This is a genomic window from Pacificispira spongiicola (assembly GCF_012926505.1).
Classification (GTDB): Bacteria; Pseudomonadota; Alphaproteobacteria; order UBA8366; family Aestuariispiraceae; genus Pacificispira; species Pacificispira spongiicola.
The window spans coordinates 129,119-153,616 of record NZ_JABBNT010000001.1; the positions used below are offsets into that span (position 1 = coordinate 129,119).

26 protein-coding genes and 1 tRNA gene are annotated in these 24,498 nt (G+C 60.5%); 17 read left to right on the forward strand and 10 right to left on the reverse strand.

Features of this window, described 5'->3' with window-relative positions; genetic code table 11:
- Positions 1-9: 9 nt before the first annotated feature.
- Positions 10-936, reverse strand: a complete 927-nt coding sequence (locus tag HH303_RS00645; protein ID WP_169623277.1) for a ribokinase — start codon at positions 934-936, stop codon at positions 10-12.
- Between the two features lie 294 nt (positions 937-1,230).
- Between HH303_RS00645 and HH303_RS00650 the strand changes: the two genes are divergently transcribed.
- The 7 genes from HH303_RS00650 to HH303_RS00680 all read left to right on the forward strand — a co-directional run bounded on the left by HH303_RS00650 (position 1,231) and on the right by HH303_RS00680 (position 9,637).
- The gene (locus HH303_RS00650) at positions 1,231-2,610 is read left to right on the forward strand and encodes an aspartate aminotransferase family protein (protein WP_169623278.1); all 1,380 of its coding nucleotides are present in this window, start codon (positions 1,231-1,233) and stop codon (positions 2,608-2,610) included.
- A 173-nt stretch (positions 2,611-2,783) separates the two neighbouring features.
- Positions 2,784-3,995, forward strand: coding sequence for a 5-aminolevulinate synthase (gene hemA / locus HH303_RS00655; RefSeq protein ID WP_169623279.1), 1,212 nt, complete (start codon positions 2,784-2,786; stop codon positions 3,993-3,995).
- A 376-nt stretch (positions 3,996-4,371) separates the two neighbouring features.
- Positions 4,372-5,466, forward strand: coding sequence for an ABC transporter ATP-binding protein (locus HH303_RS00660; protein ID WP_169623280.1), 1,095 nt, complete (start codon positions 4,372-4,374; stop codon positions 5,464-5,466).
- A gap of 110 nt (positions 5,467-5,576) precedes the next feature.
- Positions 5,577-6,677, forward strand: a complete 1,101-nt coding sequence (locus HH303_RS00665) for an extracellular solute-binding protein (protein ID WP_169623281.1) — start codon at positions 5,577-5,579, stop codon at positions 6,675-6,677.
- 85 nt (positions 6,678-6,762) lie between these two features.
- Complete coding sequence (locus HH303_RS00670) at positions 6,763-8,028, forward strand: ABC transporter permease (protein WP_169623282.1); 1,266 nt, start codon at positions 6,763-6,765, stop codon at positions 8,026-8,028.
- A 5-nt stretch (positions 8,029-8,033) separates the two neighbouring features.
- Positions 8,034-8,888 (forward strand): ABC transporter permease, encoded by an 855-nt coding sequence (locus HH303_RS00675; RefSeq protein ID WP_169623283.1) that lies wholly within the window; start codon positions 8,034-8,036, stop codon positions 8,886-8,888.
- A gap of 203 nt (positions 8,889-9,091) precedes the next feature.
- Complete coding sequence (locus tag HH303_RS00680; RefSeq protein WP_169623284.1) at positions 9,092-9,637, forward strand: hypothetical protein; 546 nt, start codon at positions 9,092-9,094, stop codon at positions 9,635-9,637.
- 6 nt (positions 9,638-9,643) lie between these two features.
- On the opposite strand, the gene HH303_RS00685 is transcribed toward HH303_RS00680, so the two are convergent.
- The 4 genes from HH303_RS00685 to HH303_RS00700 all read right to left on the reverse strand — a co-directional run bounded on the left by HH303_RS00685 (position 9,644) and on the right by HH303_RS00700 (position 14,220).
- Positions 9,644-10,030: a response regulator gene (locus tag HH303_RS00685; protein WP_169623285.1), complete on the reverse strand. Its 387-nt coding sequence runs from the start codon at positions 10,028-10,030 to the stop codon at positions 9,644-9,646.
- Between the two features lie 128 nt (positions 10,031-10,158).
- Positions 10,159-10,686, reverse strand: a complete 528-nt coding sequence (locus HH303_RS00690) for a GNAT family N-acetyltransferase (protein ID WP_169623286.1) — start codon at positions 10,684-10,686, stop codon at positions 10,159-10,161.
- A gap of 3 nt (positions 10,687-10,689) precedes the next feature.
- Positions 10,690-12,030, reverse strand: coding sequence for a S41 family peptidase (locus HH303_RS00695; RefSeq protein ID WP_169623287.1), 1,341 nt, complete (start codon positions 12,028-12,030; stop codon positions 10,690-10,692).
- Between the two features lie 138 nt (positions 12,031-12,168).
- Entirely contained in the window at positions 12,169-14,220 is a 2,052-nt protein-coding gene (locus tag HH303_RS00700; protein ID WP_169623288.1) for an EF-hand domain-containing protein, read from the reverse strand.
- A gap of 85 nt (positions 14,221-14,305) precedes the next feature.
- Here HH303_RS00700 and HH303_RS00705 point away from each other — a divergent pair, with 85 nt between their 5' ends.
- The 3 genes from HH303_RS00705 to HH303_RS00715 are packed head-to-tail and all read left to right on the forward strand — an operon-like array spanning position 14,306 to position 16,228.
- A complete protein-coding gene (locus tag HH303_RS00705; RefSeq protein ID WP_169623289.1) occupies positions 14,306-14,695 on the forward strand; it encodes a c-type cytochrome in 390 nt (129 codons plus the stop codon).
- A 50-nt stretch (positions 14,696-14,745) separates the two neighbouring features.
- Complete coding sequence (locus HH303_RS00710) at positions 14,746-15,240, forward strand: hypothetical protein (RefSeq protein WP_169623290.1); 495 nt, start codon at positions 14,746-14,748, stop codon at positions 15,238-15,240.
- 16 nt (positions 15,241-15,256) lie between these two features.
- Positions 15,257-16,228 carry a DMT family transporter gene (locus HH303_RS00715; protein ID WP_169623291.1) on the forward strand — a complete coding sequence of 324 codons (972 nt, stop codon included), beginning with the start codon at positions 15,257-15,259 and terminating at the stop codon, positions 16,226-16,228.
- Positions 16,229-16,284: 56 nt separating this feature from the next.
- Here the strand turns inward: HH303_RS00715 and HH303_RS00720 are convergent.
- Positions 16,285-16,359, reverse strand: a tRNA-Val gene (locus tag HH303_RS00720).
- A 152-nt stretch (positions 16,360-16,511) separates the two neighbouring features.
- Here HH303_RS00720 and HH303_RS00725 point away from each other — a divergent pair.
- Positions 16,512-17,222, forward strand: a complete 711-nt coding sequence (locus HH303_RS00725) for a transglycosylase SLT domain-containing protein (protein WP_169623292.1) — start codon at positions 16,512-16,514, stop codon at positions 17,220-17,222.
- A 20-nt stretch (positions 17,223-17,242) separates the two neighbouring features.
- Here HH303_RS00725 and HH303_RS00730 read toward each other — a convergent pair whose 3' ends face one another.
- Positions 17,243-18,577, reverse strand: coding sequence for an MATE family efflux transporter (locus HH303_RS00730; RefSeq protein ID WP_169623293.1), 1,335 nt, complete (start codon positions 18,575-18,577; stop codon positions 17,243-17,245).
- A gap of 306 nt (positions 18,578-18,883) precedes the next feature.
- Between HH303_RS00730 and HH303_RS00735 the strand changes: the two genes are divergently transcribed.
- Positions 18,884-19,459: an Hsp20/alpha crystallin family protein gene (locus HH303_RS00735; RefSeq protein WP_169623294.1), complete on the forward strand. Its 576-nt coding sequence runs from the start codon at positions 18,884-18,886 to the stop codon at positions 19,457-19,459.
- 146 nt (positions 19,460-19,605) lie between these two features.
- Positions 19,606-20,067, forward strand: coding sequence for a GAF domain-containing protein (locus HH303_RS00740; protein ID WP_169623295.1), 462 nt, complete (start codon positions 19,606-19,608; stop codon positions 20,065-20,067).
- On the opposite strand, the gene gcvA is transcribed toward HH303_RS00740, so the two are convergent.
- Positions 20,064-20,993 (reverse strand): transcriptional regulator GcvA, encoded by a 930-nt coding sequence (gene gcvA / locus HH303_RS00745; RefSeq protein ID WP_169623296.1) that lies wholly within the window; start codon positions 20,991-20,993, stop codon positions 20,064-20,066. The two genes, HH303_RS00740 and gcvA, sit on opposite strands and share 4 nt — an antisense overlap.
- Positions 20,994-21,103: 110 nt before the next feature.
- On the opposite strand from gcvA, the gene HH303_RS00750 reads away from it, so the two are divergent.
- The 4 genes from HH303_RS00750 to HH303_RS00765 all read left to right on the forward strand — a co-directional run bounded on the left by HH303_RS00750 (position 21,104) and on the right by HH303_RS00765 (position 23,988).
- The gene (locus HH303_RS00750; RefSeq protein WP_169623297.1) at positions 21,104-21,334 is read left to right on the forward strand and encodes a hypothetical protein; all 231 of its coding nucleotides are present in this window, start codon (positions 21,104-21,106) and stop codon (positions 21,332-21,334) included.
- A 168-nt stretch (positions 21,335-21,502) separates the two neighbouring features.
- Positions 21,503-22,207, forward strand: a complete 705-nt coding sequence (locus tag HH303_RS00755) for a hypothetical protein (protein WP_169623298.1) — start codon at positions 21,503-21,505, stop codon at positions 22,205-22,207.
- A gap of 58 nt (positions 22,208-22,265) precedes the next feature.
- The gene (locus tag HH303_RS00760; protein WP_169623299.1) at positions 22,266-23,195 is read left to right on the forward strand and encodes a hypothetical protein; all 930 of its coding nucleotides are present in this window, start codon (positions 22,266-22,268) and stop codon (positions 23,193-23,195) included.
- A gap of 97 nt (positions 23,196-23,292) precedes the next feature.
- Positions 23,293-23,988, forward strand: coding sequence for a hypothetical protein (locus HH303_RS00765; protein ID WP_169623300.1), 696 nt, complete (start codon positions 23,293-23,295; stop codon positions 23,986-23,988).
- Positions 23,989-23,992: 4 nt separating this feature from the next.
- Here HH303_RS00765 and HH303_RS00770 read toward each other — a convergent pair whose 3' ends face one another.
- Entirely contained in the window at positions 23,993-24,316 is a 324-nt protein-coding gene (locus HH303_RS00770; RefSeq protein ID WP_169623301.1) for an MliC family protein, read from the reverse strand.
- Complete coding sequence (locus tag HH303_RS00775) at positions 24,313-24,483, reverse strand: hypothetical protein (protein WP_169623302.1); 171 nt, start codon at positions 24,481-24,483, stop codon at positions 24,313-24,315. The genes HH303_RS00770 and HH303_RS00775 overlap by 4 nt, the downstream gene beginning before the upstream one ends.
- Positions 24,484-24,498 lie beyond the last annotated feature (15 nt).

Genomic DNA, 24,498 nt, shown 5'->3' on the forward strand with positions numbered 1-24,498 from the left:
CAGACGACCTCAGGCGAGTTTGCGTGTCGGGGGCAGTCGGTCGAGATTGGCGCGGATTTCGTCTTCCGTCGGCATCGCCGTCTGGGCACCTTCCCGCATACAGCTCAACCCCGCCGCGACGGACCCCCAGCGCAGGGCCTCTTCTATCGGCAAACCGGCATCCAAGGCGGCGGCAAAGTTGCCGACCAGTGCATCGCCCGCCGCCGTCGTGTCCACGGCGGAAATCGGCATGCTGGGCACGGACCAGCCGCCGTCCGGGCTGAAACACAACAGCCCCGCGCCGCCCAAGGTCAGAATACAGGTCAAGCCATAGCGCGACGCCAGGGCACGCGGCACCCGTGTCGCCTGTTCCACATCCAGGCCGACCTCATGCGCGACGGTCTGCCCTTCCAATTCGTTGACGACCAGGAAGTCGGCGGCACGCAGCACCTCCTCCGGCACCATGCCGGCAGGGGCGACGTTGACGATGATTCGCGCGCCGCGTTGCTTCGCGCGCTTCACCAGGGCCCAATTTTCCGCAGGTTGGACTTCCATCTGGACCAGAAGGACCGTGTCCTTGGTCAGGGCCGAATCGGGCACCTGGCTCGCCTTCGCCGCCAGATTGGCCCCGGCGCCGACAAGAATGCTGTTCTCCCCGCTTTCATCGACCCAGATCGTGGCGCAGCCGGTGCGGCTGTCCTTTGCCTCAACCACACCGGTCACGTCGATGCCTTCCTCGTTCAGCAAGTCCAGCGCGAAACTGGCGAACTGATCGTCGCCGACGGTCGCGAACAAGCGAACCTGCGCGCCCGCGCGGGTCGCGGCCATGGCCTGGTTCGCACCCTTGCCACCGGGCACGATCAGATAATCGTTGGACAGAAGGACCTCGCCCGGACGCGGCAGACGCGCGACGCGCATCTCGATATCAATATTCACCGATCCGAAAACGACGATCACGTTCCGGTCCTCCCCCGCGATAGAGTCTGCCGGGTCTGACGATACGCGGCCCCTCCAGACCGGTATCGTCCCTTGCGCCCGACTTCCTGGGTCGCCCGACTTCCTGAGTCGATTGTTACTCGATTTGTCGATGTCGGGGAACCCCGCCCTCCAAACACCTTTTCCCAAAGCGCGTGCGCCCTGCCCTTGCCCGTCATCAATGGGGCGTATAGTGTTCCCGACAATGTGATCACATTGGCGCTGGAGCCGTCGGAATTCCGGGGCGCGCCATTCTCGAACCGTAGGAACGCGACCATGTCCGAACTCGTCAACTCACCTGCCGCCCGCGACATAAAATATGTCATGCACCCCTACACGAACCTTGAAAAACACAAGGAACAGGGACCGCTGATCATCGAAAAATCCGCCGGGGTCTGGGTCACCGACGATGCCGGGAATAAATACATCGAAGGCATGGCAGGCCTGTGGTGCACGTCCCTGGGATTCGGCGAGGAACGCCTTGTCGAGGCCGCCGCGAAGCAGATGCGCGAATTGCCCTACTATCACCTGTTCACACACAAGACGCATGTGCCGGCAATCGATCTGGCGGAAAAGCTTTGCACCATGGCGCCGGGCAATATGGCCCAGGCCTTTTTTGCGAATTCCGGATCGGAAGGGAACGACACCGCCGTCAAACTGATCTGGTATTACCACAACGCCATCGGCAAACCGGAAAAGAAGAAGATCCTGTCGCGGATCAAGGGCTATCACGGCGTGACCGTGGCATCGGCGAGCCTGACCGGCCTGCCCTATAACCATAAGGATTTCGACCTGCCGATCCACAACATCATGCATGTGGATTGCCCGCATTACTATCGCTACGGTGAAGAGGGCGAGAGCGAAGAAGCCTTCGCCACCCGCATGGCCGACAATCTGGAAAAGCGCATCCTGGACGAAGGCCCGGACACTGTCGCCGCTTTCTTCGCCGAACCGATCATGGGCGCGGGCGGCGTCATTCTGCCGCCGAAGACCTATTTCGAGAAAATCCAGGCCGTCCTGAAGAAATACGATGTTCTGCTGGTCGCGGACGAGGTCATCTGCGGCTTCGGTCGGACCGGAAACATGTTCGGGTCCGAAACCTATGGCATCCAGCCGGACATGATGACCGTCGCGAAGGCGCTGTCGTCCGCCTATCTGCCGATTTCGGCGGTCCTGGTATCCGAAAAAATCGCGGAAGGCGTCTCGAAGAACAGCGGCAAGCTGGGAACTTTCGGTCACGGCTACACCTATTCCGGTCACCCGGCGGCGGTTGCCGTCGCGCTGGAAACGCTGAAAATCTATGACGAGCGCAAGATCGTCGATCATGTCAAAGAGGTCGGCCCACATCTGCAAAAGCGCCTGCGGGAATTTGAAGCGCACCCGCATGTCGGGGAAGTTCGCGGCACCGGCTTGATCGGCGCCATCGAATTCGTCGCGGACAAGGCGACCAAACGCAGCTTCGACCCCACCAAGGGCGTCGGTGCGAAGATCATGGCCACGGCCCAGGAAAAGGGCGTCATCCTGCGCGCCACGCCGGGCGATGCCATTGCCTTCTCCCCGCCGCTGATCATCACCAAGGAAGAAATCGACGAAATGGTCGACCGCTTCGCCCAGGCGGTGACCAGCTTGGCGGACTGGATTCCCGAACAGGCCTAAACAGCATCGGGGACAACGAATAGACGACGAAAAGCCCCCCGGATTTCGGGGGGCTTTTCATTTGGCCTGCGACACCCTGGCCCACAATGCTTTCGTTTCCAGGGTCAATCTATGTATAAAGGCCGACGCATTGGGTTTACCCGACCGTATAGAGGTCGGCTGGAAGGCGATTAATGGATTACGAAGCGTATTTCGCAGAGCAGCTGCGCTCCCTCAAGGATCGTGGCGACTATCGGATTTTTGCCGAACTGGAACGCCGTGCGGGGCATTTCCCGAGCGCGCGCTGTCATGATGACGCCGGTATTGAGGACATCACCGTCTGGTGTTCCAACGACTATCTGGGCATGGGCCAACATCCGGAGGTCATCGACGCCATGGTCGAGGCGATTCGGACGCACGGCGCCGGTGCCGGCGGCACGCGCAACATTTCCGGCACGAATCGCCTGCACGTCCTGCTGGAACGCGAACTGGCCAGCCTGCACGGCAAGGACGCGGCACTGATCTTCACATCCGGCTATGTCGCGAATATGACGGTCCTGTCGACCCTCGCGAAGCGCATTCCGGGCTGTATCGTCTATTCGGACGCCAAGAATCATAACTCCATGATTGAAGGCATCCGCCATTCCGGGGCGCAGAAGCGGATATTCAAACATAACGACCCGGCGGATTTGGAGCGCCTGATCCTGGAAGACGACCCGGCCGCGCCGAAACTGGTCGCCTTCGAATCCGTCTATTCGATGGACGGCGACATCGCCCCGCTGGACGAGATTCTGTCCGTCTGCGAACGCTATAACGCGCTGAGCTTCCTGGACGAAGTCCATGCCGTCGGCATGTATGGCGACCATGGCGCGGGTGTCGCCGAACGGGATGGCGTCATGCACCGTGTCGATGTCATGCAGGGGACGCTGGGCAAGGCCTTCGGCGTCATCGGCGGGTATATCGCGGCCTCGCACAATCTGGTCGATTTCGTCCGATCCTTCGGCAACGGCTTCATCTTCACGACCGCGATGCCGCCCGGCGTCGCCGCTGCCGCTCGCAAGAGCATTCAAATCGTGCGCAATGCGCCCGACATGCGGGAACGCCATCAAGAACGCGCGGCGGCCCTCAAGGCATCGCTATCCGCCGCCGGTCTGCCGGTCATGCCGTCGGTGACGCATATCGTTCCCGTTCTGGTCGGCGATCCCGTCGCCTGCCGCAGGGCATCGGATCTGCTATTGGACCGGCACAAAATATACGTACAGCCGATCAACTATCCGACGGTCGATCGGGGAACGGAACGTCTGCGCCTGACACCGACCCCCTATCACAGCGACGAGGATATCGCCTATCTGACCCAGGCACTTGTCGATATCTGGTCGGTTCTCGAACTCAAGAGAGCTGCCTAAATACATTTGAATCAAAATGTTACGCGCCCCTTTCCACAGGAGCGCATCAATTTAATCCCCCCAGGAACAAAATTAGGGATTTTCTTTTCCGCCGAGAACGGGTTAGGGTTTCGTCAAATACAAAACGGCGGCAACAACAATGTCGTCGGTCGAAACAGGGTAGTGCCGCGCAATTGCGGCTCCATGACGCCGAAAGACTAGTCGACTTATTTTAGTCGGCAGTAAAGTTCGGCGCAGATAGTCTGGGGGCGGTTTGAAAGATTCAAACCAACCGACACTTTCCAATTCCGGCGAGCATTCAACGCTCGAACCGCTCGGCTACGCTTACGTTTGCCGTACAATAGTGATTTATGAGAGCTAGGGGGTAACTCACGTCATGGAAGCTGGGGCACAGGACCACATCGTACGCTTCGAGAACGTCCAAAAAAGCTATGACGGCGAAACGCTCGTCGTGAAGAATTTCAATATCGACATCGATCGGGGCGAGTTCCTGACGATGCTCGGCCCGTCGGGGTCCGGAAAGACGACCTGTCTGATGATGCTGGCCGGGTTCGAACCCGCGACGCATGGCGAAATCTACCTGAACGGCCAACCGATCAACAATGTTCCGCCGCATAAGCGCGGGATCGGCATGGTCTTCCAGAACTACGCCCTCTTCCCGCATATGACGGTGGCGGAAAACCTCGCCTTCCCGCTGAAGGTTCGGGGCATGTCGAAAGCGGACTCCGACGCCAAGGTCAAACGCGCCCTAGAAATGGTCCGACTGCCGCAATTTGGCGGCCGGCGGCCGGCACAGCTTTCCGGAGGACAGCAGCAGCGAGTCGCCGTTGCCCGTGCCTTGGTGTTCGAACCGGACCTGGTTCTGATGGACGAACCGCTGGGGGCGCTCGACAAGAATCTGCGTGAAGAAATGCAGTTCGAAATCAAGCACATCCACGAAAGCCTCGGCGTTTCCGTCGTTTACGTGACGCATGATCAGTCCGAAGCGCTGACGATGTCGAACCGGATCGCCGTGTTCAACGACGGTATCGTGCAGCAGCTGGCGGCACCGGAAGTGCTGTACGAACAGCCGGAAAACTCGTTCGTCGCGCAGTTTATCGGCGAAAACAACAAGCTGTCCGGCACCGTGACGGCCGTCGACGGCGAGACGGCGCAGGTCACGCTGAAATCCACCGGCGACAAGGTTGCGGCCCTGGCCGTGAATTGCGGCGGCAAGGGTGACGAAACGCTGCTTTCCATCCGTCCGGAACGCATCATCATCGGTGATGAAAACGCCCCGAACAAAATGAGCGGCAAGGTCGTCGAGCTGATCTATCTGGGCGATCACATTCGCTGCCGGATGGAAGTCGGCGATAGCAACGAATTTATCGTCAAGGTACCCAACAGCCACGCTCATGCGGCGTTGAAGGTCGGCGAAGTGACGCCGGTCGGTTGGGTCACAGAGGATTGCCGGGCGCTGGACATGATCTGATCGGCTCTGATCCGATCGGTTCCGCGCGAGGTTATCGAACCCGGAGGCCCGGGACGGGTTCGAGCGAAGCAAGCCCGGGCATGACACTAGGGAATAACAGGGAGTACGTCATGAAATCCATGCTTACCCTTGCCACCGCTGCCGCGGCGTTGACCGTCGTTTCCGCAGCCCAAGCCGAGGACATGACAATCGTGTCCTGGGGTGGCGCCTACTCTGCCTCTCAGCAGAAAGCCTATCACGATCCGTACATGGCCATGCATCCGGACGTAACCATCATCAACGACGAAAGCTCCGCCGAAGCGGTTGCCAAGCTCCGCGCCATGTCGGAAGCTGGCAACGTCACCTGGGACGTCGTCGACGTCGTGGCGGCGGATGCCATCCGCCTGTGCGACGAAGGCTTGGCGATGGAGATCGACCCGGACACGATGCTGGCGCCCGCGCCGGACGGCACGCCCGCGTCGAAGGATTTCGGCGACCTGCTGGTTTCCGAATGCTTCATTCCGCAGATCGTCTATTCCACGACCTTCGGCTATCGCACGGATGTCGCCGAATGGGGCGGTAAAACGCCGGAAGATATCTGCGCCGTGTTCGACACCGACACTTTCCCGGGCAAGCGCAGCCTGGAAAAACGCCCGATCAACAACGTTGAATGGGCCCTGCTGTGCGACGGTGTTGCACCGGAAGACGTCTATGACGTTCTGTCCACCCCGGAAGGCGTCGATAAGGCCCTGGCCAAACTGGCGACGATCAAAGACGACGTCGTCTGGTGGTCGGCCGGTGCGGAAACCCCGCAGCGCCTCGCCGATGGTGAAGTCGTGATCGGCTCCACCTACAACGGTCGTCTGTTCTCCGTCATCGAAGAACAGAAGCAGCCGGTCGCCATGCTGTGGGACTGGCAGGTCTTCGACCTCGACGGCTGGATCATTCCGGCCGGTCTGCCGGAAGCCCGCCTGAAGCGCGCTCTGGACTACATCTATTTCGCGACGGACACGCAGCGTCTCGCGGACCAGGCCAAGTACATTTCGTACGGCCCGGCCCGTAAGTCCTCTGCCCCGCTGGTCGGCAAGCACGCCGAACTGGGCATTGAAATGGCGCCGCACATGCCGACGGATCCGAAAAACGCCGTTCACACGCTGCTCTATAATTACGAGTGGTGGGCGGACAACCGCGACGATCTGGACGCCAAGTTCCAGGCGTGGCTGGCGAACTAAGCCGTTATTGCCGGGGGCGGTTCGCCCGCCCCCGGTGTTTGTTCCTTTTGAATCAAGTATTGCAAACGGTACGGGGTAGAACACGATGAGCGATACGACAGCCCAAAGCGGACCGATGCTCGCCGCGGACGGAACGCCTCTCAAGGTAAGTTTGGCCCGCGCATTGCGCCGTCAAAAATTGCGCGCTCTCATGCTTATCGCCCCGCTGTTTCTATTCATTGTCATCACCTTTCTCGCGCCGATCGGGGATATGTTGTTCCGGTCGGTGGAGAACGCCATTGTTCCGGACACGCTGCCCGAAACGGTTGCGGTGTTGGCGGATTGGGACGCCAGTTCCGAAGAGGCGCCGGGCGAAGACGTCTTCACCGCGCTGCATGCCGATCTTCTGATCGCGGCCGAAGAGAAGACCCATACGCGCCTCGGATCGCGGCTGAACTACGAAATGCCCGGTATTTCCAGCCTGTTCCGCAAGTCGGGCCGTAAGGTCGACGATATGACCCCCGGCAACTACAAGGAACAGTTCATAGCCATCGACAAAGACTGGGGCAATGTCGATGTTTGGCGCACGATCAAGCGGTTCTCGGGCGATTACACCGCCGGTTATTTCCTGGCATCCATCGATGCGAAAATCGGCCATGACGGTTTCGAATTCGTCGATGAAGACCAGCGGATTTATCTGTTCCTGCTGTGGCGGACGATCGTCTTGTCCGTCGCCATCACATTGACCTGCACCATCCTGGGCTATCCGGTCGCATGGATTCTCGCAAACCTGCCGCTGCGGTATTCGAACCTACTGATGATTCTGGTTTTGCTGCCGTTCTGGACCTCGCTTCTGGTCCGCACGTCGGCCTGGATCGTGCTGCTGCAACAACAGGGCGTCATCAATGACACATTGGTCGCGATCGGATTGGTCGATGACCTGAACCGATTGGAACTGATGCACAATCAGACCGGCACGATCATCGCGATGACGCATATCCTGCTGCCGTTCATGATCCTGCCGCTCTATTCCGTGATGAAGACGGTGTCCCCGTCTTACGTCCGCGCGGCAAAGTCGCTGGGCGCGAACGACTGGACCGCCTTCTGGAAGGTTTATTTCCCGAATACCGTTCCGGGGATCGGTGCCGGGGCCGTGTTGGTCTTCATCCTGGCCATCGGCTACTACATCACGCCGGAACTGGTCGGGGGGACGTCCGGGATCTTCATTTCGAACCGGATCGCCTATCACATTTCCTCGTCTCTGAACTGGGGATTGGCCGCAGCGCTCGGCGTGGTGCTGCTCAGCATGATCCTCATTCTGTACTGGGTCTACGACAAGATCGTCGGCATCGATAACGTGAAGTTGGGGTGATCACCATGTCTGCACTTCCTCCTTATGCCTCCAAGGGCCAGATTGCCTGGTACTACGGCTTCCGTGTCATCTGCGCGCTGATCTTCCTTTTTCTGATCATCCCGGTTCTGGTGATCATCCCGTTAAGCTTCAACTCGCAGGATTTCTTCACCTTCACCAAGGAAATGCTGGCCTTCGACCCGGACGGATACTCGTTGAAACATTACGAGGATTTCTTCACCAATCCGGATTGGCAGCAGGCCCTGGTGAACTCCGTGCAGATCGCCCCGATGGCCACCCTGATGTCGACCGCGCTGGGGACCCTGGCGGCAATCGGCCTATCGCAGAGCCACGTGCCCTTCCGCAGCGCCATCATGGCGGTCATGATCTCGCCGATGATCGTTCCGTTGATCATCTCGGCGGCGGGCATGTACTTCTTCTATTCCCGGATCGGGATGCAAGGGACCTATTGGGGCGTCGTATTGGCCCACGCCGCGCTGGGCACGCCCTTCGTCATCATTACCGTGACGGCGACCTTGGTCGGTTTCGACAGAAGCCTCGTCCGCGCCGCGGCCAATCTGGGCGCAAACCCGGTGACGACCTTCATCAAGGTCCAGATGCCGCTGATTCTGCCCGGCGTCATCTCCGGCGCGCTCTTCGCCTTCATTACCTCCTTCGATGAAGTCGTCGTTGTGCTCTTCGTCGGTTCCGCGTCCCAGAAGACCCTGCCGTGGCAGATGTTCACCGGGTTACGGGAGCAGATTTCTCCGACAATCTTGGCCGTCGCCACGGTACTTGTGACGATTTCCATCATCCTGCTGACGACGCTGGAATTGCTGCGCCGCCGGTCGGAGCGGATTCGCGGTCTCTCGCCCGGATGATCCGGTAAATCGGTCAGGCGCGTAGCGCCGAATTCCGAACACAGAACCGGTCGGCGCGACAATACGCCGACCGGTTTTTCTTTGCGGCGACCCTGCGGTGGATTGAACATCGCCCCATCCCCGCCCTACATTAATACTGGTGTATCGCGCCGTGAGGGCGTATCACTTATTGCGAACGATTCGCAAATGAAGGAGCAAGCGGTATGTACCGCGATCGCAGTCTCGTCCCGGCGGAAGCCGTCCGCCTCCTCGCCCTCGGTGTTCTTGTTGAAGGTGATCGGCGGTACGGTGATCTTGCAACTGAAATCCGCTTCTTCACGCAGCGGATCGTCGGCCCGTCTCTGGATTTGCTGGGATCGTCCCTCGAACTGCTGCGCATCGAAGGCCTGGCGGAAACAACCGGCGGTGCATCATCGGAAGAAGATACCGTCCTGCGCATTACGGAATCGGGACGTGACCTGTTCCGGCTTCTTATGGACGCGCAATTGCGGGCACCGATCAACGATGTCGGACGCCTTGTCCTGTTGCTGAAACTGCGGTTCCTGAAACACCTTTCGGACGACGCGAAGGAAGATCAATTGGATCTTCTATGCGACGTCATTCGCACGGAACGCGCCCGCGCTTCGGATCTGGCGAAGGAATACGAGGGAAGCGATATCGCCGATTGGCTGGCCTTCGACGTTCAGCTTGCCGATCGGCGTATCGAATGGCTGGAAACGGCGCTGTCCGAATTCGGCGTATCCGCCTGACGACGCTTAGGTTTCGGCCCCGATATCGCTGCGATAGTGCTTGGCTATGGTTTCCGCGAAGATCGGAACGGAAATCGGCTTGGACATATAATCGTCGCATCCGGCTTTCCGAAACCGCGCTTCGTCTCCGGCCATGGCGAAGGCCGTCACCGCGATAACGGGAATGGTCGAAAGACGCGGGTCCGCCTTGATGGTCTTGGTACATTCGACACCCGACATACCCGGCAGTTGGATATCCATGACGATGACGCCCGGCACTTCCTTTTCCAGGATTTCCAGGGCGCTTTCGGCGTCCTGCGCCTGCCGGATATCATATCCCAGCGCGCTGAGAAGATCGCTGAACAATCGCATATTCAGTTCATTGTCTTCTACGATGAGTATGGGCGGTTTCACCCTGTGTACCTCAATTCGATTTATTGTTTCCGGCGGTTCTCCGCCGGCCTCCCACCCGACTTCGGACCTTTATCACTATCCAAACAATGTTAACGAAGTCTAAACACCGTGCCGTACCGTCGATCTATTTATCGTTTCGACAGCAATTCGATCTCTTCTTCCTCGATCCGGTAGCTCAACCTATTCAGTTTGAAACTGTCCGGCGCCATCAGCTCATAGAAGGTCCTGGCATGCAGGTCCAAGCGATCGGCATGCCAATCGATCCGACGATATCCTTCCCGCAAACAGACCTGCGCCAGCGCGACCATCAAGGCCTTGCCGACACCCCGTTCGCGGGCGGATTTCGTGACGTAGATATCGCGCAGGAAAATGCCGTTACCGGGGAAAGCGGCCTCATAGACCGTCGAATACATGGCGAAGCCCAGCGCCGTCCCCGTCTGCGCATCATCGGCGATCAGGCAGTCGTATTCCCGCCGTCCGGCCGGTCCGTCCTTTTCCAGGCGCACGGCGAAATCCGGCAATGGGATCGGCGGACCTTCCGCCCCATAGAAGGTAAGCATTTCAGCGATCAAGGGCGCAACCCGCAGCATATCGCCCTGACGCGCGGCGACTACCTTAACCCGAACCGCAGCATCGTCTTCGTTCCCGGATTCCAAGGATCAGTCCTGTACGCCGACAAGGATATCGCCGGAAGCAATGGAATAAATAACCGCATTCGCGGCCTCCAACGCCTCGTCAACGTCCTTTGTTTCCGGGTCGTCCGCCGCTTCCTGGGACGGCTCGATCCCGCCATCCACGCTTTTACCGCTGGGCGTATAGTAAAGTGCCGTCGTCAGCTTCAGGCCGCCGCCATCGGGGAATTCGTAGGTCGTCTGCACCGATCCCTTCCCGAAACTGCGTTGACCGATAACAAGGCCCCGATCGCGATACTTGATGGCACCGGCCACGATTTCCGACGCACTGGCCGAGCCCTGATCGATCATGACCACGACGGGAAGACCCGCGCTGGGATCGGCAAGGTCCGCCTTGAATTCCTGTTCATCATGGCGGCTTTTGGTCGATACGACGAGGCCACCGCTTAAGAACGCGCCCGCCACATCGATGCTTTCGTCCAGCAGCCCACCCGGATTGTTGCGCAGATCGAGGATGTAGCCTTTCAGGCCGCCCGGCCCTGCCTGTTCCTTCAATTCGACCATCTTCTGTCGCAGAACCCGCCCCGTCCCGCGAATGAACTGCGCGATGCGCAGATAGCCGATGCCGTTTTCCAATTCCGCGCGGACACGTTGAATGCGGATGACTTCGCGGGTCAGCGGTACATCGAAACTGTCCGTCCCCTTCCGCGCCACGGTCACCGTGACGGTGGTCCCCGGCGCACCACGCAGCAGGGTGACCGCGTCATGCAGGCTCATATCCGCCAAAGGGGCCCCGTCCGCATGGGTCAGGCGATCCCCCGGCCGCAAACCGGCGCGCATCGCGGGCGTGCCTTCGATCGGCGAAATCACTTCCAGGCCGATCGGGTCCTTTTTGATTTCGATCCCCAGCCCGCCGAAGCTGCCGCTGATCTTCTCATTCAGCGCGGTGAAGGCTTCCTTGTTCATATAGACGGAATAATCGTCCAGGGAGGACAGCATGCCTTGCAAGGCGGCTTCCCGCAGAGCCGCATCGGACGCAACCGTGGGGTCGGGATAGGTTTCGTGCATGCCCTGCACCGCCGCGGCGAACAGCGTTTCTTCCGGAAGCTCCCGGACATAGGTGTAGCGCACCCGTTGGAATGTCTGCGCGAAGACCTTGTCGGTAACCCCGCCGATTTCCGCCGGACCATATCCTCCGGCCCGATAGTTCGCGACCTCTCGATCTATCCGCGCCGCGACATCCTTTGTGCCGGGGGCCGATACCCCGACCCCGACAGCACAGGCGACCAGAACCGCACCGGCAAATCCGGCGGCGATCAGCAATTTCGTTCCACGTGTCATGAGCAGCAGCATATTCGAGTTCGACATAGGTGACCATTTCCGCGGCGCCAGGAAAACGCCTATTTCTTCCGATCCATAAAGTAAGGTCCCCACCCGACCACACAAGCCCTAGCGGATGTCCGACCAACCGGGTTCGAACATGTGCAAGCCGCGCGCCACATCGGGTCAGAAGTTCTCCTTGCGATAGCCGAAGCCGAACCGCGCGCATTCCTGGGACAGGACGGTCGAAAGACCTTCCGGTCCGCAATAGAAGACATCGATAGGCGCGCCTTCGTGGCGCGCCTTGATCTCGCTGAAAATCGTGTTCCAATTCGGCCGGGACAGTTCGGTCCGGGTTCTAAGCCCCGTCAGCAAGTCGCGTCCGGCAGCTTCGTGATAAACCTCCATCGCGACGGTCAGTGATGCGGAGGTCAATTCGGCCTTCAATCCGGTCAGCCACACGCGAATATCGATACGCCCCTTCAGCTCGGGCAGGTCTTCCAGCGCCGCCATCAACGCCCCGAACCATTCGAATGCCTTCTGATCGCGGTTCAGCCATATGAAATAAAGCCGCTGCAAGTCCTCTCCCGGCGGGTTCCCGGACTTCGACCGTTCCAGCACGGTCTTCAGGATCGACGCGAAGGGGGTCACCCCGATCCCCGCCCCGATCAGCACCGGCACCGGGCAGTCGTTGATATCCGACGACGGCGACCCGTATGGCCCTTCCAGATAAACACGCCGCCAGTTTTCCGCCCGCGCCGCCTCATCCCGCATCGCCAACTCGTTCAGCTTCCGGGTCCAGTTCCCGACACTGCGGACATGCAGTTCCAGACAGTCCTTTTCGTCGGGCGACGAGGTTACGGTGAACGGATGCCATTCCCGCTTGGACACCGCCGGGATGCGCAATTGCACATATTCCCCCGGCTTGAAATCCAGCCAATCCGGTCGCTTCATGCGCAGGCGCGTCACATTGGACGGCATGGGCGTGATGTCGTCGATTTCCGACGGCTTTCGCCCTCGAATCAATCGGTGCCCCTGTTCCATCAGGAAGATCGCGCCCGGCACGGCGATCCATGCCGCAAAACCCGGTACATGCACGATCAGCAGCGGCAGGAACGCCCAGAACAGCCGATGGGTCAGATAAAAGGCCTCGAACATCCCGCTGCGGCGCACGGATTCGCGCGCGAATGCCCATATCAGCAGCAGGATCGTCGCCAGCGTGACGCCCGACCACCCGACCTGGGATCGAAACAATTCGCCATAGACCACGTCCCGGGTGAAGAAATCGGGATCGATCAGGCTTTCGTAAGTGACGATGTAGCCGACGACATGGACCAACGCCAGAAAGGCCAGGGTGTGACCGACGACCCGGTGATAGTCGATCATACGATCGACCGGCAAAATCCGCGCGATCCCGAATCGCCGGAGCAGCGTGAAACTGTGCCGCAGCATGCTGACGATCATCAAGACGCCGCACAGCTTCACCGCCTCCGCCGCGCCTTGGGCAATTTGCGTCGGCAGGTCGGACCCGATCGCCGCCTCCCGAACCATGCCGCGTTCGAATAGCCATATCAGCGCCGCACCGGTCACGGTCAGCAAGATCAGCCAGGGTCGCTCATTCTCCCAGGCGCGCCGAAGCCCGCCGAACAAGGCTCGAAAACTCCTGCCCCGCCGCCGCCGATCCGACGCAATCCGTTCCGGTAACCGCAGCCAAGTCGACGACCGGTCGATCATCTGCGCCTTCAAGGACGGATGGGCGTCGATGCTTGCCTGAAATTCCTCGAAATCGATCGATCCGCTGCCATCCGTATCGATGGAGGCGAACAGGACCCGCCCCAATTGCGCGACCTTTTCCGGCGGCACGTCGATACTGTGTTCGTTGAGGCTGCGGTCCAGGATATGGGTCAGTTCCTCGAAATCGACCGTCCCGTCGCCATTCAGATCATGCAGGTTGAAGATGATCCGCAGCTTTTCTTCCGGCGTCCCTTCGACGAGAACGCGGGCGAACCGGATGAATTCCCACAACGAGATTTCGCCGCTCTTGTCTTCGTCGATCAGTCGGAACACCCGGGCCGCGTAATCGGCATCGTGCAGGTCCAGTCCGCGCTGTAATTCACCGACGTCGATCCGGTCGTCGTCCCCGGCGATTTCTTTGAACCGCGCCTCGATATCGTGCAGGTGGGTCATCGCCCCCTGGCCGGGCCGCTTCTTCGGATACTCGACATCATCGACGTTCATTCACATTCCCTATCCGACGCTGGTTTCGCGAGGAACGGTATCCTACACGTTGCGGCGCGAACCGAACTACCGTATCGTTCCAGTCATGATGATTCGCACGATCAAAACCATCTTTCCGGCGCTTGCCGTCGGTTTCGCCGTGTCGCTTTTCGCGACACAGGGCATGGCGCAGGACGTGACCGGCGACCCGGCGCGCGGTCAGGCGCTGATGCTGGAAATGAAATGTACAAAATGTCATGGCGACAGCGGGATCGGGCATTCCGATACGCCCGGTGTGCCCCGTCTGGACGGTCAGTTCGAACCGTATCTGGTGAACCAGTTGTTCAATTTCCGCGACGGTCGTCGGCCCCATAAGTTCATGGAACTCTATGCCGGGCGCCTGGATGGGCAGACTGTCCGCGACATCGCCGCGTTCTACGCCTGTCAGGGCGACACGCAGGTGGAAGACAAGGAACGCTGTGCGCCGGTACGCTGACGGTATCGGAACGAACCGTCCGTCGGTAGTGATTAGGGCAGGAAACGATCATGTTTGATTATCGCATCGTCCTGGCGGCAGTCGCCTTCCTGATGCTTGTCGGGGCACCGCCGACCGCGCGGCAGGCCGCCGCTCTGGAATGCAATTCCAAGAACCCCGACGTTTGCGGCACCTGCGAGGACCTGCGCAAGGCCTATAGCGGCAGCGACATGAACACGCGCACCGTGCGCGGACGTTCCGTCTGGTCGCCGCTCTATGCCGCTTATTTCAAGAATTGTCAGGACCTCGCCCTGCGCTTCCTGGAAGCGGGTGCCCATCCGGCCGTCGGCGGGATGGAAGGCGACCTGCTGGCGACGGTGATTTCCTGGGACCGCTGGGAAGTGCCCGAACGGGCGGTCTGGGTACAGATACTGGTCCGCGCCGGGGCGCGGCTCGATGCGCCGCCGATCACGGAGCGGACGACCCGGCAGCGCCTGATGCAGGAATACGGGCCGCGCCCGGATATCGTCGAACTGATCGCAATCGCCGAACAGGCGGGCGGCTGACGGGCAAACATCTTTCATGTCTCAATCACCCTCCCCGCCGCCGGTCCCGGACCGGGACGGCAGCGATCTGCCATCCCCCGGCCTTGAGAATTTCGGTCCCGACCGATCCAATCTGGAAGCCTATCTCTTCCTGATCGCAACGACACTGTGCTGGGCGGCGAACGCCGTCGCCGGGCGCTTGGCCGTGGGGGAAGTCTCCCCCATGCTGGTGGTGCTGGGTCGCTGGACAGGGGTGATGCTGCTCTGCTTCGTCTTCCTGCGGCCGCGGATCAAGGAAGACTGGCCGGTATTGAAACGGCATCTGCCCTTCCTGGCCGCGCTGGGGACGCTCGGCTATACCGGGTTCAACGCGCTGTTCTATGTCGCGGCGCATTCGACCACGGCGATCAATATCGGCATCCTGCAAGGATCCACGCCGATCTTCGTCTTGGTGGGAACGATCTTGTTCTATCGCATGCCGGTCGGCCCGTTACAGGCCGTCGGTGTCGTCATCACTCTCAGCGGCGTGACCCTGGTGGCGGCGCAAGGCTCCTGGGACCGTCTGACCTCCCTCGCCTTCAACCAGGGCGACTTGTTGATGCTGCTCGCCAGCCTGCTCTACGCCGCCTATACGCTGGCCCTGCGGAAACGCCCCGCCATTTCCCCGCTCAGCACCTTTGCCGTGATGGCGGCCAGCGCCTTCGTCGTATCGCTGCCCATCGCGGGCATGGAGGCTCTGTCCGGCTACAGCCAGATGCCCACGGCAAAAGGCTGGATCATCGTCGCGCTGATCGCCTTGTTCCCGTCCTTCATCGGGCAAATCCTGTTCATTCAGGGGGTCGATAAGATCGGTCCGGGCCGGGCGGGCGTGTTCATGAACCTCGTCCCGGTCTTCGCCGCCGTCATGGCCGTGATCGTATTGGGGGAACAATTCCACCTCTACCACGCGCTCGCGCTCGTCCTCGTCCTGGGCGGGATTTATCTGTCGGAGCGCTACAAGCGTCTGTAACGCATCGCCCAACAGCCTGAAAAGCGAAAACCCCCAGGTTTCCCTGGGGGTTTCGATGGTGGGCGCGGCAAGGATTGAACTTGCGACCCCTGCGATGTCAACACAGTGCTCTCCCACTGAGCTACGCGCCCTTTCGGTGCGGGCGGGTAGATAACACCGGCAGACGGGGTCATCAAGCCTTTGATTTCGGTTCTGTGAAAGTTTTCTGTCCACGCATGTCCAGAAGCTGGCACGGCGCTTGCTTTTCCTATGGCGAGAGAGTGACACGGTTTGGAGAGAGACCATGTGGTTCCGGGCAAGCTTGGCAGCCCTAGCGACCGTTTTCAGCATCGGCACGGCGGCGATTTCCGCCAATGCGGCGTCCGAGTCGTCGCCGAAGGCCGGACCATGCGCCCAGGCGATCGCGCTGGCGGAAAAGGCACGCAACATCCCTGTGCATCTGCTGCAGGCGATCTCCCTGACCGAAAGCGGGCGGTGGAGCGATTACCATGACGCCTTCATCGCCTGGCCCTGGACCGTCATGGCGGAAGGCAAAGGCCGCTACCTGCCCAGCAAGGAAGCCGCGATTGCCGAGGTAAAGACCCTGCAGGCCAAGGGCGTGACGAATATCGACGTCGGCTGCATGCAGGTGAACCTGTACTACCACGGCAAAAGTTTCCGATCCCTCGACGAAGCCTTCGACCCGATCAACAATGTCGCCTATGCCACGTCCTTCCTGACCGACCTGCGGCAGAAGCGGAACAGCTGGACCCGCGCGGTGAAGGAATATCATTCCACGGACCGCGAGCGCCAAACGGCCTATCAAAAGCGCGTGATGACGGTCTGGAACGCCCTGAAAAAGGGGAAGCCGGTCGGCGGCCGGGAAACCGGTATCGACGGTGCCGGATATACCCATCTCGCCGATGTGTCCTGGCCGCCGAAAAGCTATCGCGAACAGCAGCAGATGCAGGCCGCCGTGCGCGCCCGCGTCATGGCAGGGGCCCCCGTGAAGTAATCCTCGAAACGTGATCCCCGCTAAGTAATTGCCCGGCTTTCCAGGCGCGGATAGACGACGGCAAGCGTCAACGCCCGCAGCCCCATCCAGATCCATAGCGCCCCCCAAAGCCCGTGATTCCCATAGGCCTGCGTCATGACATAGCCGATCGGGACATAGAGCGCGGCGGCAACGATCATGGCATTGCGCATCATCGCCCCCTGCGTCGCGCCGTTGAACACCCCATCGAACTGATAGGCCAGCGCGGAGCCGAGCGGCATCAGCGTGGCCCAGATGGCATATCTCCCCGCCGTTTCGCGCACGTCCGCCACATTGGTAAACAGCGCAATCAAACTGTCGGAAAGCGCCGTGAAGATCAGGGCCAGGGCCGCCGCCGTGGCCAGGGCCGATATCGTGCTGACGACGACGGCGCGGCGCAGGGTTTCGCGGCTGCGCGCGCCAATCGCCTGTCCCACTAGGGATTCCGTCGCCAGGGCGAAACCGTCCAGGGCATTCGACGCGATAAAGATGAACTGCAACAGGATGCCGTTGGCCGCCAGGATCACGTCGCCCTGCATCGATCCCAGACGGGTCATCCAGGCCAGACTACCGGTCAGCATCAAGGTTCGGATCATGATATCCCGGTTCAGCGCCATGACGCGGCGCAGTTCCTTCGGGTCCAAGACGCGCGCGCGGTCCAGAACCCAGCCGTCGGGCCGGATTTGCCGCATACGCTTCCATACCTGCACACCGCCATAGGTGACGCCGGTCGCGGTCGCCAACACCGTACCCAACGCGACCCCCTCCACGCCCCAGCCCAGAACGACCACGAACAGGACATTCAGACCGATATTCACAATGGATGTCAGCATCTGCATTTCGAACAGACGCCGCGTCAGGCCCTGCCCCGCGAACCATCCCATCAGCGCATAGTTCAACAGTTCCACCGGCGCGCCCCACAACCGAACATCGACATAGGCACCGCCGAGTTCCAGCGCTTCCGGGCTGCCGTCGAAAAGGGCGATCGCCCCGGTCCGAATAGGCTGCTTCGCGAGCACAAGCAGCGCCGCGATCGTCAGCGCGATCAAGACGGCGCGCGCCAAGGTATTCAATACGCGGCCATTATCCCGCGCGCCCAGGGCCTGCGCCGTCAGGCCGGACACCCCCATTTGCAGGAAATTGAAGACACTGAACACGAGACTGAGCACTGCGGCACCCAATGCCACGGCGGCAAGGTAACTGGCGGCCCCCAGATGCCCGATAATCGCGGTATCGATCGCCCCTTGCAGGGGGACCATGGCGTTCGACAGAACGACGGGAAGGGCGATGGCGGATACGCGGCCGAAGGTGATACGGCGATCCTGAAGCTGGGACATGAACGGGAGCCTGCCGGAGGGGTGGGATTCCTGATAGTCCATAACCTATCACGCGGCTTGCGACACTTTCCATGGCAAAGGTCCCGCCATTGCAAGGGTCCCGCCATGGCAAAGGTCCCGGCCGGTCCCAAAAACGTCATCATCCGTGGTTACGATCTTGATCCAGATCATGGCGCGTCCTTTTTCAAACGCACAAAATCGCGTCACAGTTGCGTTCAGTGGCACTCCGAACAAGAACAATCAGGCTACGGCGTCGCCAAATTTCCTATGGTTTTTGGCCCCATGTTTTCTGGAAGGAGCACAATCATGTCACAACAGGAACAGGTTCAACCCGAATCCGCGAAAACACCCGTGGGGAAGAAGCCCACGGTTTCCTCCGTGGAACCGTCGGGTCAGGAATTCCCCAATCCATTGAACCCTATAACCGCCCTGTCTCCGGATGCGATGTTCCAGCCGGTCCGTCAAATGCTGGACTGGATGGATGCGGCTTTCACGTCCTGGCCTTATCGCTGGGATACGATGCCGCGATCGGTCTTCGGCGACCTGAACGCGTTGGAAACCCGTGCGGATATCGCGGAAACGGACGATTCCGTTGAAATCAGCCTGGAAGTCCCCGGGATTTCCGCCGACGACATCGACATTTCCGTCTGCGGTCCGCTGCTGACGGTACATGGCGAAAAGAAAACGGAATCCGATCGGCAGGACAAGAATATGCGCCATGTCGAACGGCATTACGGGGCCTTCCGCCGCAGCTTTCGCATTCCCGACGGGGTCGACAGCAAGCAGATCGAAGCGAATTTCGACAGCGGGGTTTTGACCCTGCATATGCCGAAGGACGGCAAAAGCAGCCACCCGGTGAAGAAGGTCGCGGTGAAGAGCTGACGCTCGCCACGCTTGATCCGACATTCGCCGCGCGCTACCGCTACAGTCCCTCTCGGGAGGGGGCTGGCGGCTGTGTGCGGCTTTTCTTTTGCCGCTGCTACCAACTCCCGTTGAAAGCTTAGTCATTCTTACACAGGGATCGTCCCATGCAGACCAATCGCCATGCCGACCTCGTTGCCCGGATCAAGGCGCTTGCCGACGGCGAAACCGACACGATCACATTGATGGCGACGACGGCCTGCGAGCTGTTCCATGGCGACGACCGCTTCGATTGGGTCGGGTTCTACCGCAATGTCGGGGACGACACGCTGAAGATCGGCCCGTATCAAGGTGGGCATGGCTGCCTGACCATTCCCTTTTCGAAGGGCGTCTGCGGCGCCTGCGCCCGGACGGGCGAAGTCCAATTGGTGCCGGACGTGGACGCTTTTCCCGGTCACATCGCCTGTTCGTCCAGCACGCGGTCCGAGCTGGTGCTGCCGGTTTACGGCCCGGACGGCACCCTGATCGGTGTTCTGGATATCGACAGCGACCGGCCCGACGCCTTCGATGAGGAGGATGCGGCGGTCATGACCGACTTGATGCGGGACCTCTTCGGCGGACCGGTTTAAATCGCGTCACTATCCGGGGCGGGCAGAATTTCAGATTCTATCCAGACCTTGAACGCCCTGATACGCGGGTCGTCGCCACGTCCGTTCGGGTAGACCAGGTAGTAGCAGAACTCGTCCTCGATTCCGGCAACATCCGCGAAGGGCTGAATCAAGCGGCCCGATTTCAGTTCCACCTCTGCCAAGCTGGCATCGACGAGCGCCACCCCCTGACCCGACACCGCGGCGTCAATTGCCAAGCCATACTCGCCAAATTGCGGGCCCAAACGCGTATCGACGCCGGTCACCCCCGCCGCCCGCAACCACATGTCCCACACCGGTTCCGTGCCGGGGGCATCGCTGTCCCGCAGATGCAACAGGGTGAAGGCCGACAGATCGGACGGCTTTTCCAACGGTCGATTCGGACCGGGTAAAGTCGGACTGCAGACCGGGATCACCCGGCTGGGGAACAGATGATGGGACGTCAGTCCCGGATAGTGTCCCTTGCCGAAGCGGATCGCGATATCCACGCCCTCCGCATCGAACTGAACCAGTCGGGACGTCGCATCGATCCGCACCACGATTTCCGGGTGACGTTCCTGAAACCGCCCCAAACGCGGGACCAGCCATTTCGTCGCGAAGGACGGCGGCAGGGACACGACCAACGGCCCGATCCCGCCATGCCCCTTGATCAAGCGATACCCTGCCGCCAGTTGGTCCAGTCCCAACGTGATCTGCGGCAGGGCGATCTGCCCGGCCTCCGTCAACACCAGGGCGCGGGTAAGGCGCCGGAACAGCTTAACCCCACAGAAATCCTCCAGCGTCTTGATTTGCTGACTGATCGCGGCGGGCGTCACATGCAGTTCGGATGCGGCGTCCTTGAAGCTCATATGCCGGGCGGCGGCCTCGAAGGCGCGCAGCGATCCCAGCGGCGGAAGATCTCTTGCCATAACCCCTCACGATTAAGACTAACTATCCTATACGTTCAAAAACACTCGTTTGTCACGGAGGTAGATAAAGCTTTTATTACTCATATCAACACGGACGAAGGAGAAAGAAAATGTCTTATCATCGTGGCTCTGCCTTGGCCTTGGTCTTCACTCATTGGTACGGTCTGGCCCCGCAGGCAGGCGTCGAAGATCAGTACCGCCGGATCAACGAGAACCATGCCGCCTCCGCCTGGCGCACCATGGTGAAAATCGGCTCCGCCCTGGATTGGATCGTCGATCGGTTGAAAGCGAAGCAGAACACGCTTCCGACGCAAAATCGGTCGGCGGGGACCGCCGGGTGAGGTCTCTAAACGATAGCATTCCCTGTATCCCGGGATGAGAGCGGCTTTCAATCGGAAGCCGCTCTTATTCTATGGGCACGAAAAGACGAGACTCTTGGTAGAAAATGGACTATGATAATACCGCGAGAAAGAAATCTCGCTGACTTTTCCGTGTGGGAGCCGATCAGAATGGACGGTTTAGCGGGTCTGAAATCCACGACGCCTGTCGTCCTGGGTTCAGTTGGGGCAGCCCCCCTTTCGGCACAGGATGCCACGAAGCAGGATGCGACCGCCGCTCCTGAAAAAATCCTATCTTCGGTTCAGGGCGACCAATCGACAAAAGATCGATCCGACGCCGCGCGTCAGGACGAAAACGAAAAGCGCATCAAGGCCGCGCGTGAGAAAGTCATTGAGATCAACGCCCGTCTGCAGGTGCTGCACCTGATGGCGACGGCCAACCCGAAAACCGCCGCCCGTATGGCCGCGCAATTGGGCAAGGAACTGAGCAAGGCCGTCGAGGACTACGAACGGGCCGGTGGACCGAGCGCGAGTCCCGCTCCGCCCCTGCCGGCGACCGCGCTGACCACCGAAAAGACGAACAGCGATACAGGGTTTTTAACTGTCCCGCCCGTTCTTACCGGGTCGAAACAGGCGCAGATGGAAGCCCTGTCGACCGGCGACGCCTTCGTCCAGGCAGTGCGCGGGATCGCCGCGACGATCGGCGACGCGCTGAACACCGCGCAGGATCGCCTGGACACGCTGGGCAATAAGAGCCGCAGCGCGCAACGCGGCATGCTGAACGCCCGGTCTGCCGTCATGGATATCCATACGGCGTTGACGAAGCTGGATCCACCGAAGGCGCTGGGCAGCGCCGGGATTCGCATCCTGGTTTAAGGTTTAGTACCGGGGCGGCAGAAGCCGCCCGATAGCGTTCAGGAAGGAGCCATAAAGAATGAAGGGCATTTCCTCATTTTTGACGGCGAGCAACCTCGCCAATCTGACGATCCGCAATCCGGCCACGCCCCGGCAGGAACGCGACTCCGCGCATTCCAACGCATCGCCGCTGGTCAGGATCGCCACTGCGTTGGACGAGCAGTTCGGCGGCAATCTGGTGGAACAAGCCCGCGATGCGGACAACGTCATCAGGCAGCTTGAATCCACGAAGGACAATGCTAGGGAAGCCCGCAAGGCCCGCGCCAAGGAGAAGCTGGAACAGATCAAGGCCCAGTTGAAGATGCTGCGCCTCTTGGCCTTGGACCCGGAAGCCATGGCCCGGCAGATCAAGCAATTGAGCCGCATGCTTGCCGCCGCCGTGCGGGAATATGCCAGTGCCGGCGGCACGAATGCAGGCGTGTCGGCGCCGGACCCGGCCATGATGACCGCCACGCAGACTGATGTCGCTCAAACCGATCTTGCCCAAACCGAACTTGCCCAGGCCGATCTTGCCCAGGCCGGCACCGCCCCAACAGGCTCTATTTCCACGGACGGCACGACATCGACGAATACCGAGAGCGATCCGACGGTAACGACTGAGGCGGCCTCTGCGTCGCAGGGTGCGGTAGACTCACAAGACCGGTCCGACGCGGAGAACGAGGCGGCGACAGATGCGGCGGCGCCAACGCCATTCGATATCCCCAACAAGGCACACGGCGCCGTAAGCGGCGTCGACAAGGATAAAGAAGAATTCATGCGGGATGTGCGGTTCATCAAATCCATGTTGAAGAGCCTGATCGAACAGGCCCGCCGAAAAATGGAGAACGATCCGGGCGCCGAGAATGATTTGAAAGAATCGGAAAAGGCCTTGAAGACGGTAGAAACACTGTTGAATGACATGGCGGCAGATACGACGTTACCGACACCGACCGTGAATGTCGTCGCCTGACCCTTGCGGATGATTCTGCGAGACGGCGGCGTATAATAGGCGTAGAAGAACGAAATTGAGCGGCCCGGTGCGGGCCCGACGAGGAACGGTTCAAGAAATGGACGGTTTGTCTTCCCTGAGAAACAGTCAGACGACGGTGGCCAATTCCGCCGTCGGAACGAAGGCGCGCGCCGACTGGACCAAGCCGTTGCTCGAAACCCTGTCGAAACTGGATCCGGACAAGGCCGCCGATCTGAAAAGCAAGGTTCGGGAAGCCGATGGGATCGTCCATCGTATCCAGGCCTATCGCCGGGGCGGTGCCGTCGACATCCCGGACGCCGCGCAGCACAAGGTCGACTGGATCACCGCGCGGCTTGAGGCCCTACAGCCCGGCGAGGACGGCAAGCCCAAGGCGACCGCGCGGGAGTTGCGGCAACTCAGCCTCGAACTCGCCGACGCGACCAAGGCCTATGCCGCCGCCGAAGGATCACAGTCGTCCTACCGCACGCTACCGACCGTGGCGGAAATCGTTGCAACGGCCAAAGCCGCGCTTGAAAAGCGGAATGGAACGGGTGCGAAAGACGCTTCCACGGGGCAGATCGATACCGGCGGCGGCTTCGCCAGCGACGCGCGCAAGGCCAAGGACATGTTGCAAGACCTGGTCGATACCGCCCGTGCGGGCCTGAAATTCTACAGCCTGTCCCGGCGTGACCTGACGGAAGCGAGCAAGGCCCTGCATGAAACGACCGCCGTCCTATCGGTCCTGCCCTCGATCAGCGCCAACAAGCTATCGGGCTACAGCTTTCTAGCCTAAGGAATTAGTCTTCCCGCCCGATACAGCCCGAATAGGGCTTCCCGGCTAGTTCGAACTGGGCCTGGCGTCCCTTGCTCCAAACAAAGGTTCCTTTCCCGTCGCCATAGCGCGCGCCGGACGCGGTACGTTGCTGCGTCAGAATATATCGCCGCCCCCCGGCCTCCAACAGGGCCCGCTCGACATCCCGGCTGTACTGAAGATCAAAGGCGATCTCGTCGCATGTGAAGGCCCAACGCGATCCGTCGAATGCCTCCTCACCGTCCGGTTTTGAGGAACAGGCGCCGACCATCAACATTACCGTTAGCGGTAACGAGAGACGGGCGGTCACTTTCCGCCGCCACCGAGCCGCCAGATGGCGGAGATACCGCCCTTGATGACGGCCAGAACGACGAGGATGATCCCGATCAGGATCATGGGAATGCCGATGATCATGCCCAGGAAGGACGTGGACGCGATGATCCCGATAATGATGATCAGAAGTCCGGAAATTCCCATAACCGTCCCCTTCCC

Bases quoted from the DNA above. Each gene is read 5' to 3' on its own strand.
- HH303_RS00650 (WP_169623278.1), top strand. From the start codon at position 1,231: ATGTCCGAACTCGTCAACTCACCTGCCGCCCGCGACATAAAATATGTC.
- hemA (WP_169623279.1), top strand. From the start codon at position 2,784: ATGGATTACGAAGCGTATTTCGCAGAGCAGCTGCGCTCCCTCAAGGAT.
- HH303_RS00660 (WP_169623280.1), top strand. From the start codon at position 4,372: ATGGAAGCTGGGGCACAGGACCACATCGTACGCTTCGAGAACGTCCAA.
- HH303_RS00665 (WP_169623281.1), top strand. From the start codon at position 5,577: ATGAAATCCATGCTTACCCTTGCCACCGCTGCCGCGGCGTTGACCGTC.
- HH303_RS00670 (WP_169623282.1), top strand. From the start codon at position 6,763: ATGAGCGATACGACAGCCCAAAGCGGACCGATGCTCGCCGCGGACGGA.
- HH303_RS00675 (WP_169623283.1), top strand. From the start codon at position 8,034: ATGTCTGCACTTCCTCCTTATGCCTCCAAGGGCCAGATTGCCTGGTAC.
- HH303_RS00680 (WP_169623284.1), top strand. From the start codon at position 9,092: ATGTACCGCGATCGCAGTCTCGTCCCGGCGGAAGCCGTCCGCCTCCTC.
- HH303_RS00695 (WP_169623287.1), bottom strand. From the start codon at position 12,030: ATGTCGAACTCGAATATGCTGCTGCTCATGACACGTGGAACGAAATTG.
- HH303_RS00700 (WP_169623288.1), bottom strand. From the start codon at position 14,220: ATGAACGTCGATGATGTCGAGTATCCGAAGAAGCGGCCCGGCCAGGGG.
- HH303_RS00705 (WP_169623289.1), top strand. From the start codon at position 14,306: ATGATGATTCGCACGATCAAAACCATCTTTCCGGCGCTTGCCGTCGGT.
- HH303_RS00710 (WP_169623290.1), top strand. From the start codon at position 14,746: ATGTTTGATTATCGCATCGTCCTGGCGGCAGTCGCCTTCCTGATGCTT.
- HH303_RS00715 (WP_169623291.1), top strand. From the start codon at position 15,257: ATGTCTCAATCACCCTCCCCGCCGCCGGTCCCGGACCGGGACGGCAGC.
- HH303_RS00725 (WP_169623292.1), top strand. From the start codon at position 16,512: ATGTGGTTCCGGGCAAGCTTGGCAGCCCTAGCGACCGTTTTCAGCATC.
- HH303_RS00730 (WP_169623293.1), bottom strand. From the start codon at position 18,577: ATGTCCCAGCTTCAGGATCGCCGTATCACCTTCGGCCGCGTATCCGCC.
- HH303_RS00735 (WP_169623294.1), top strand. From the start codon at position 18,884: ATGTCACAACAGGAACAGGTTCAACCCGAATCCGCGAAAACACCCGTG.
- HH303_RS00740 (WP_169623295.1), top strand. From the start codon at position 19,606: ATGCAGACCAATCGCCATGCCGACCTCGTTGCCCGGATCAAGGCGCTT.
- gcvA (WP_169623296.1), bottom strand. From the start codon at position 20,993: ATGGCAAGAGATCTTCCGCCGCTGGGATCGCTGCGCGCCTTCGAGGCC.
- HH303_RS00750 (WP_169623297.1), top strand. From the start codon at position 21,104: ATGTCTTATCATCGTGGCTCTGCCTTGGCCTTGGTCTTCACTCATTGG.
- HH303_RS00755 (WP_169623298.1), top strand. From the start codon at position 21,503: ATGGACGGTTTAGCGGGTCTGAAATCCACGACGCCTGTCGTCCTGGGT.
- HH303_RS00760 (WP_169623299.1), top strand. From the start codon at position 22,266: ATGAAGGGCATTTCCTCATTTTTGACGGCGAGCAACCTCGCCAATCTG.
- HH303_RS00765 (WP_169623300.1), top strand. From the start codon at position 23,293: ATGGACGGTTTGTCTTCCCTGAGAAACAGTCAGACGACGGTGGCCAAT.
- HH303_RS00775 (WP_169623302.1), bottom strand. From the start codon at position 24,483: ATGGGAATTTCCGGACTTCTGATCATCATTATCGGGATCATCGCGTCC.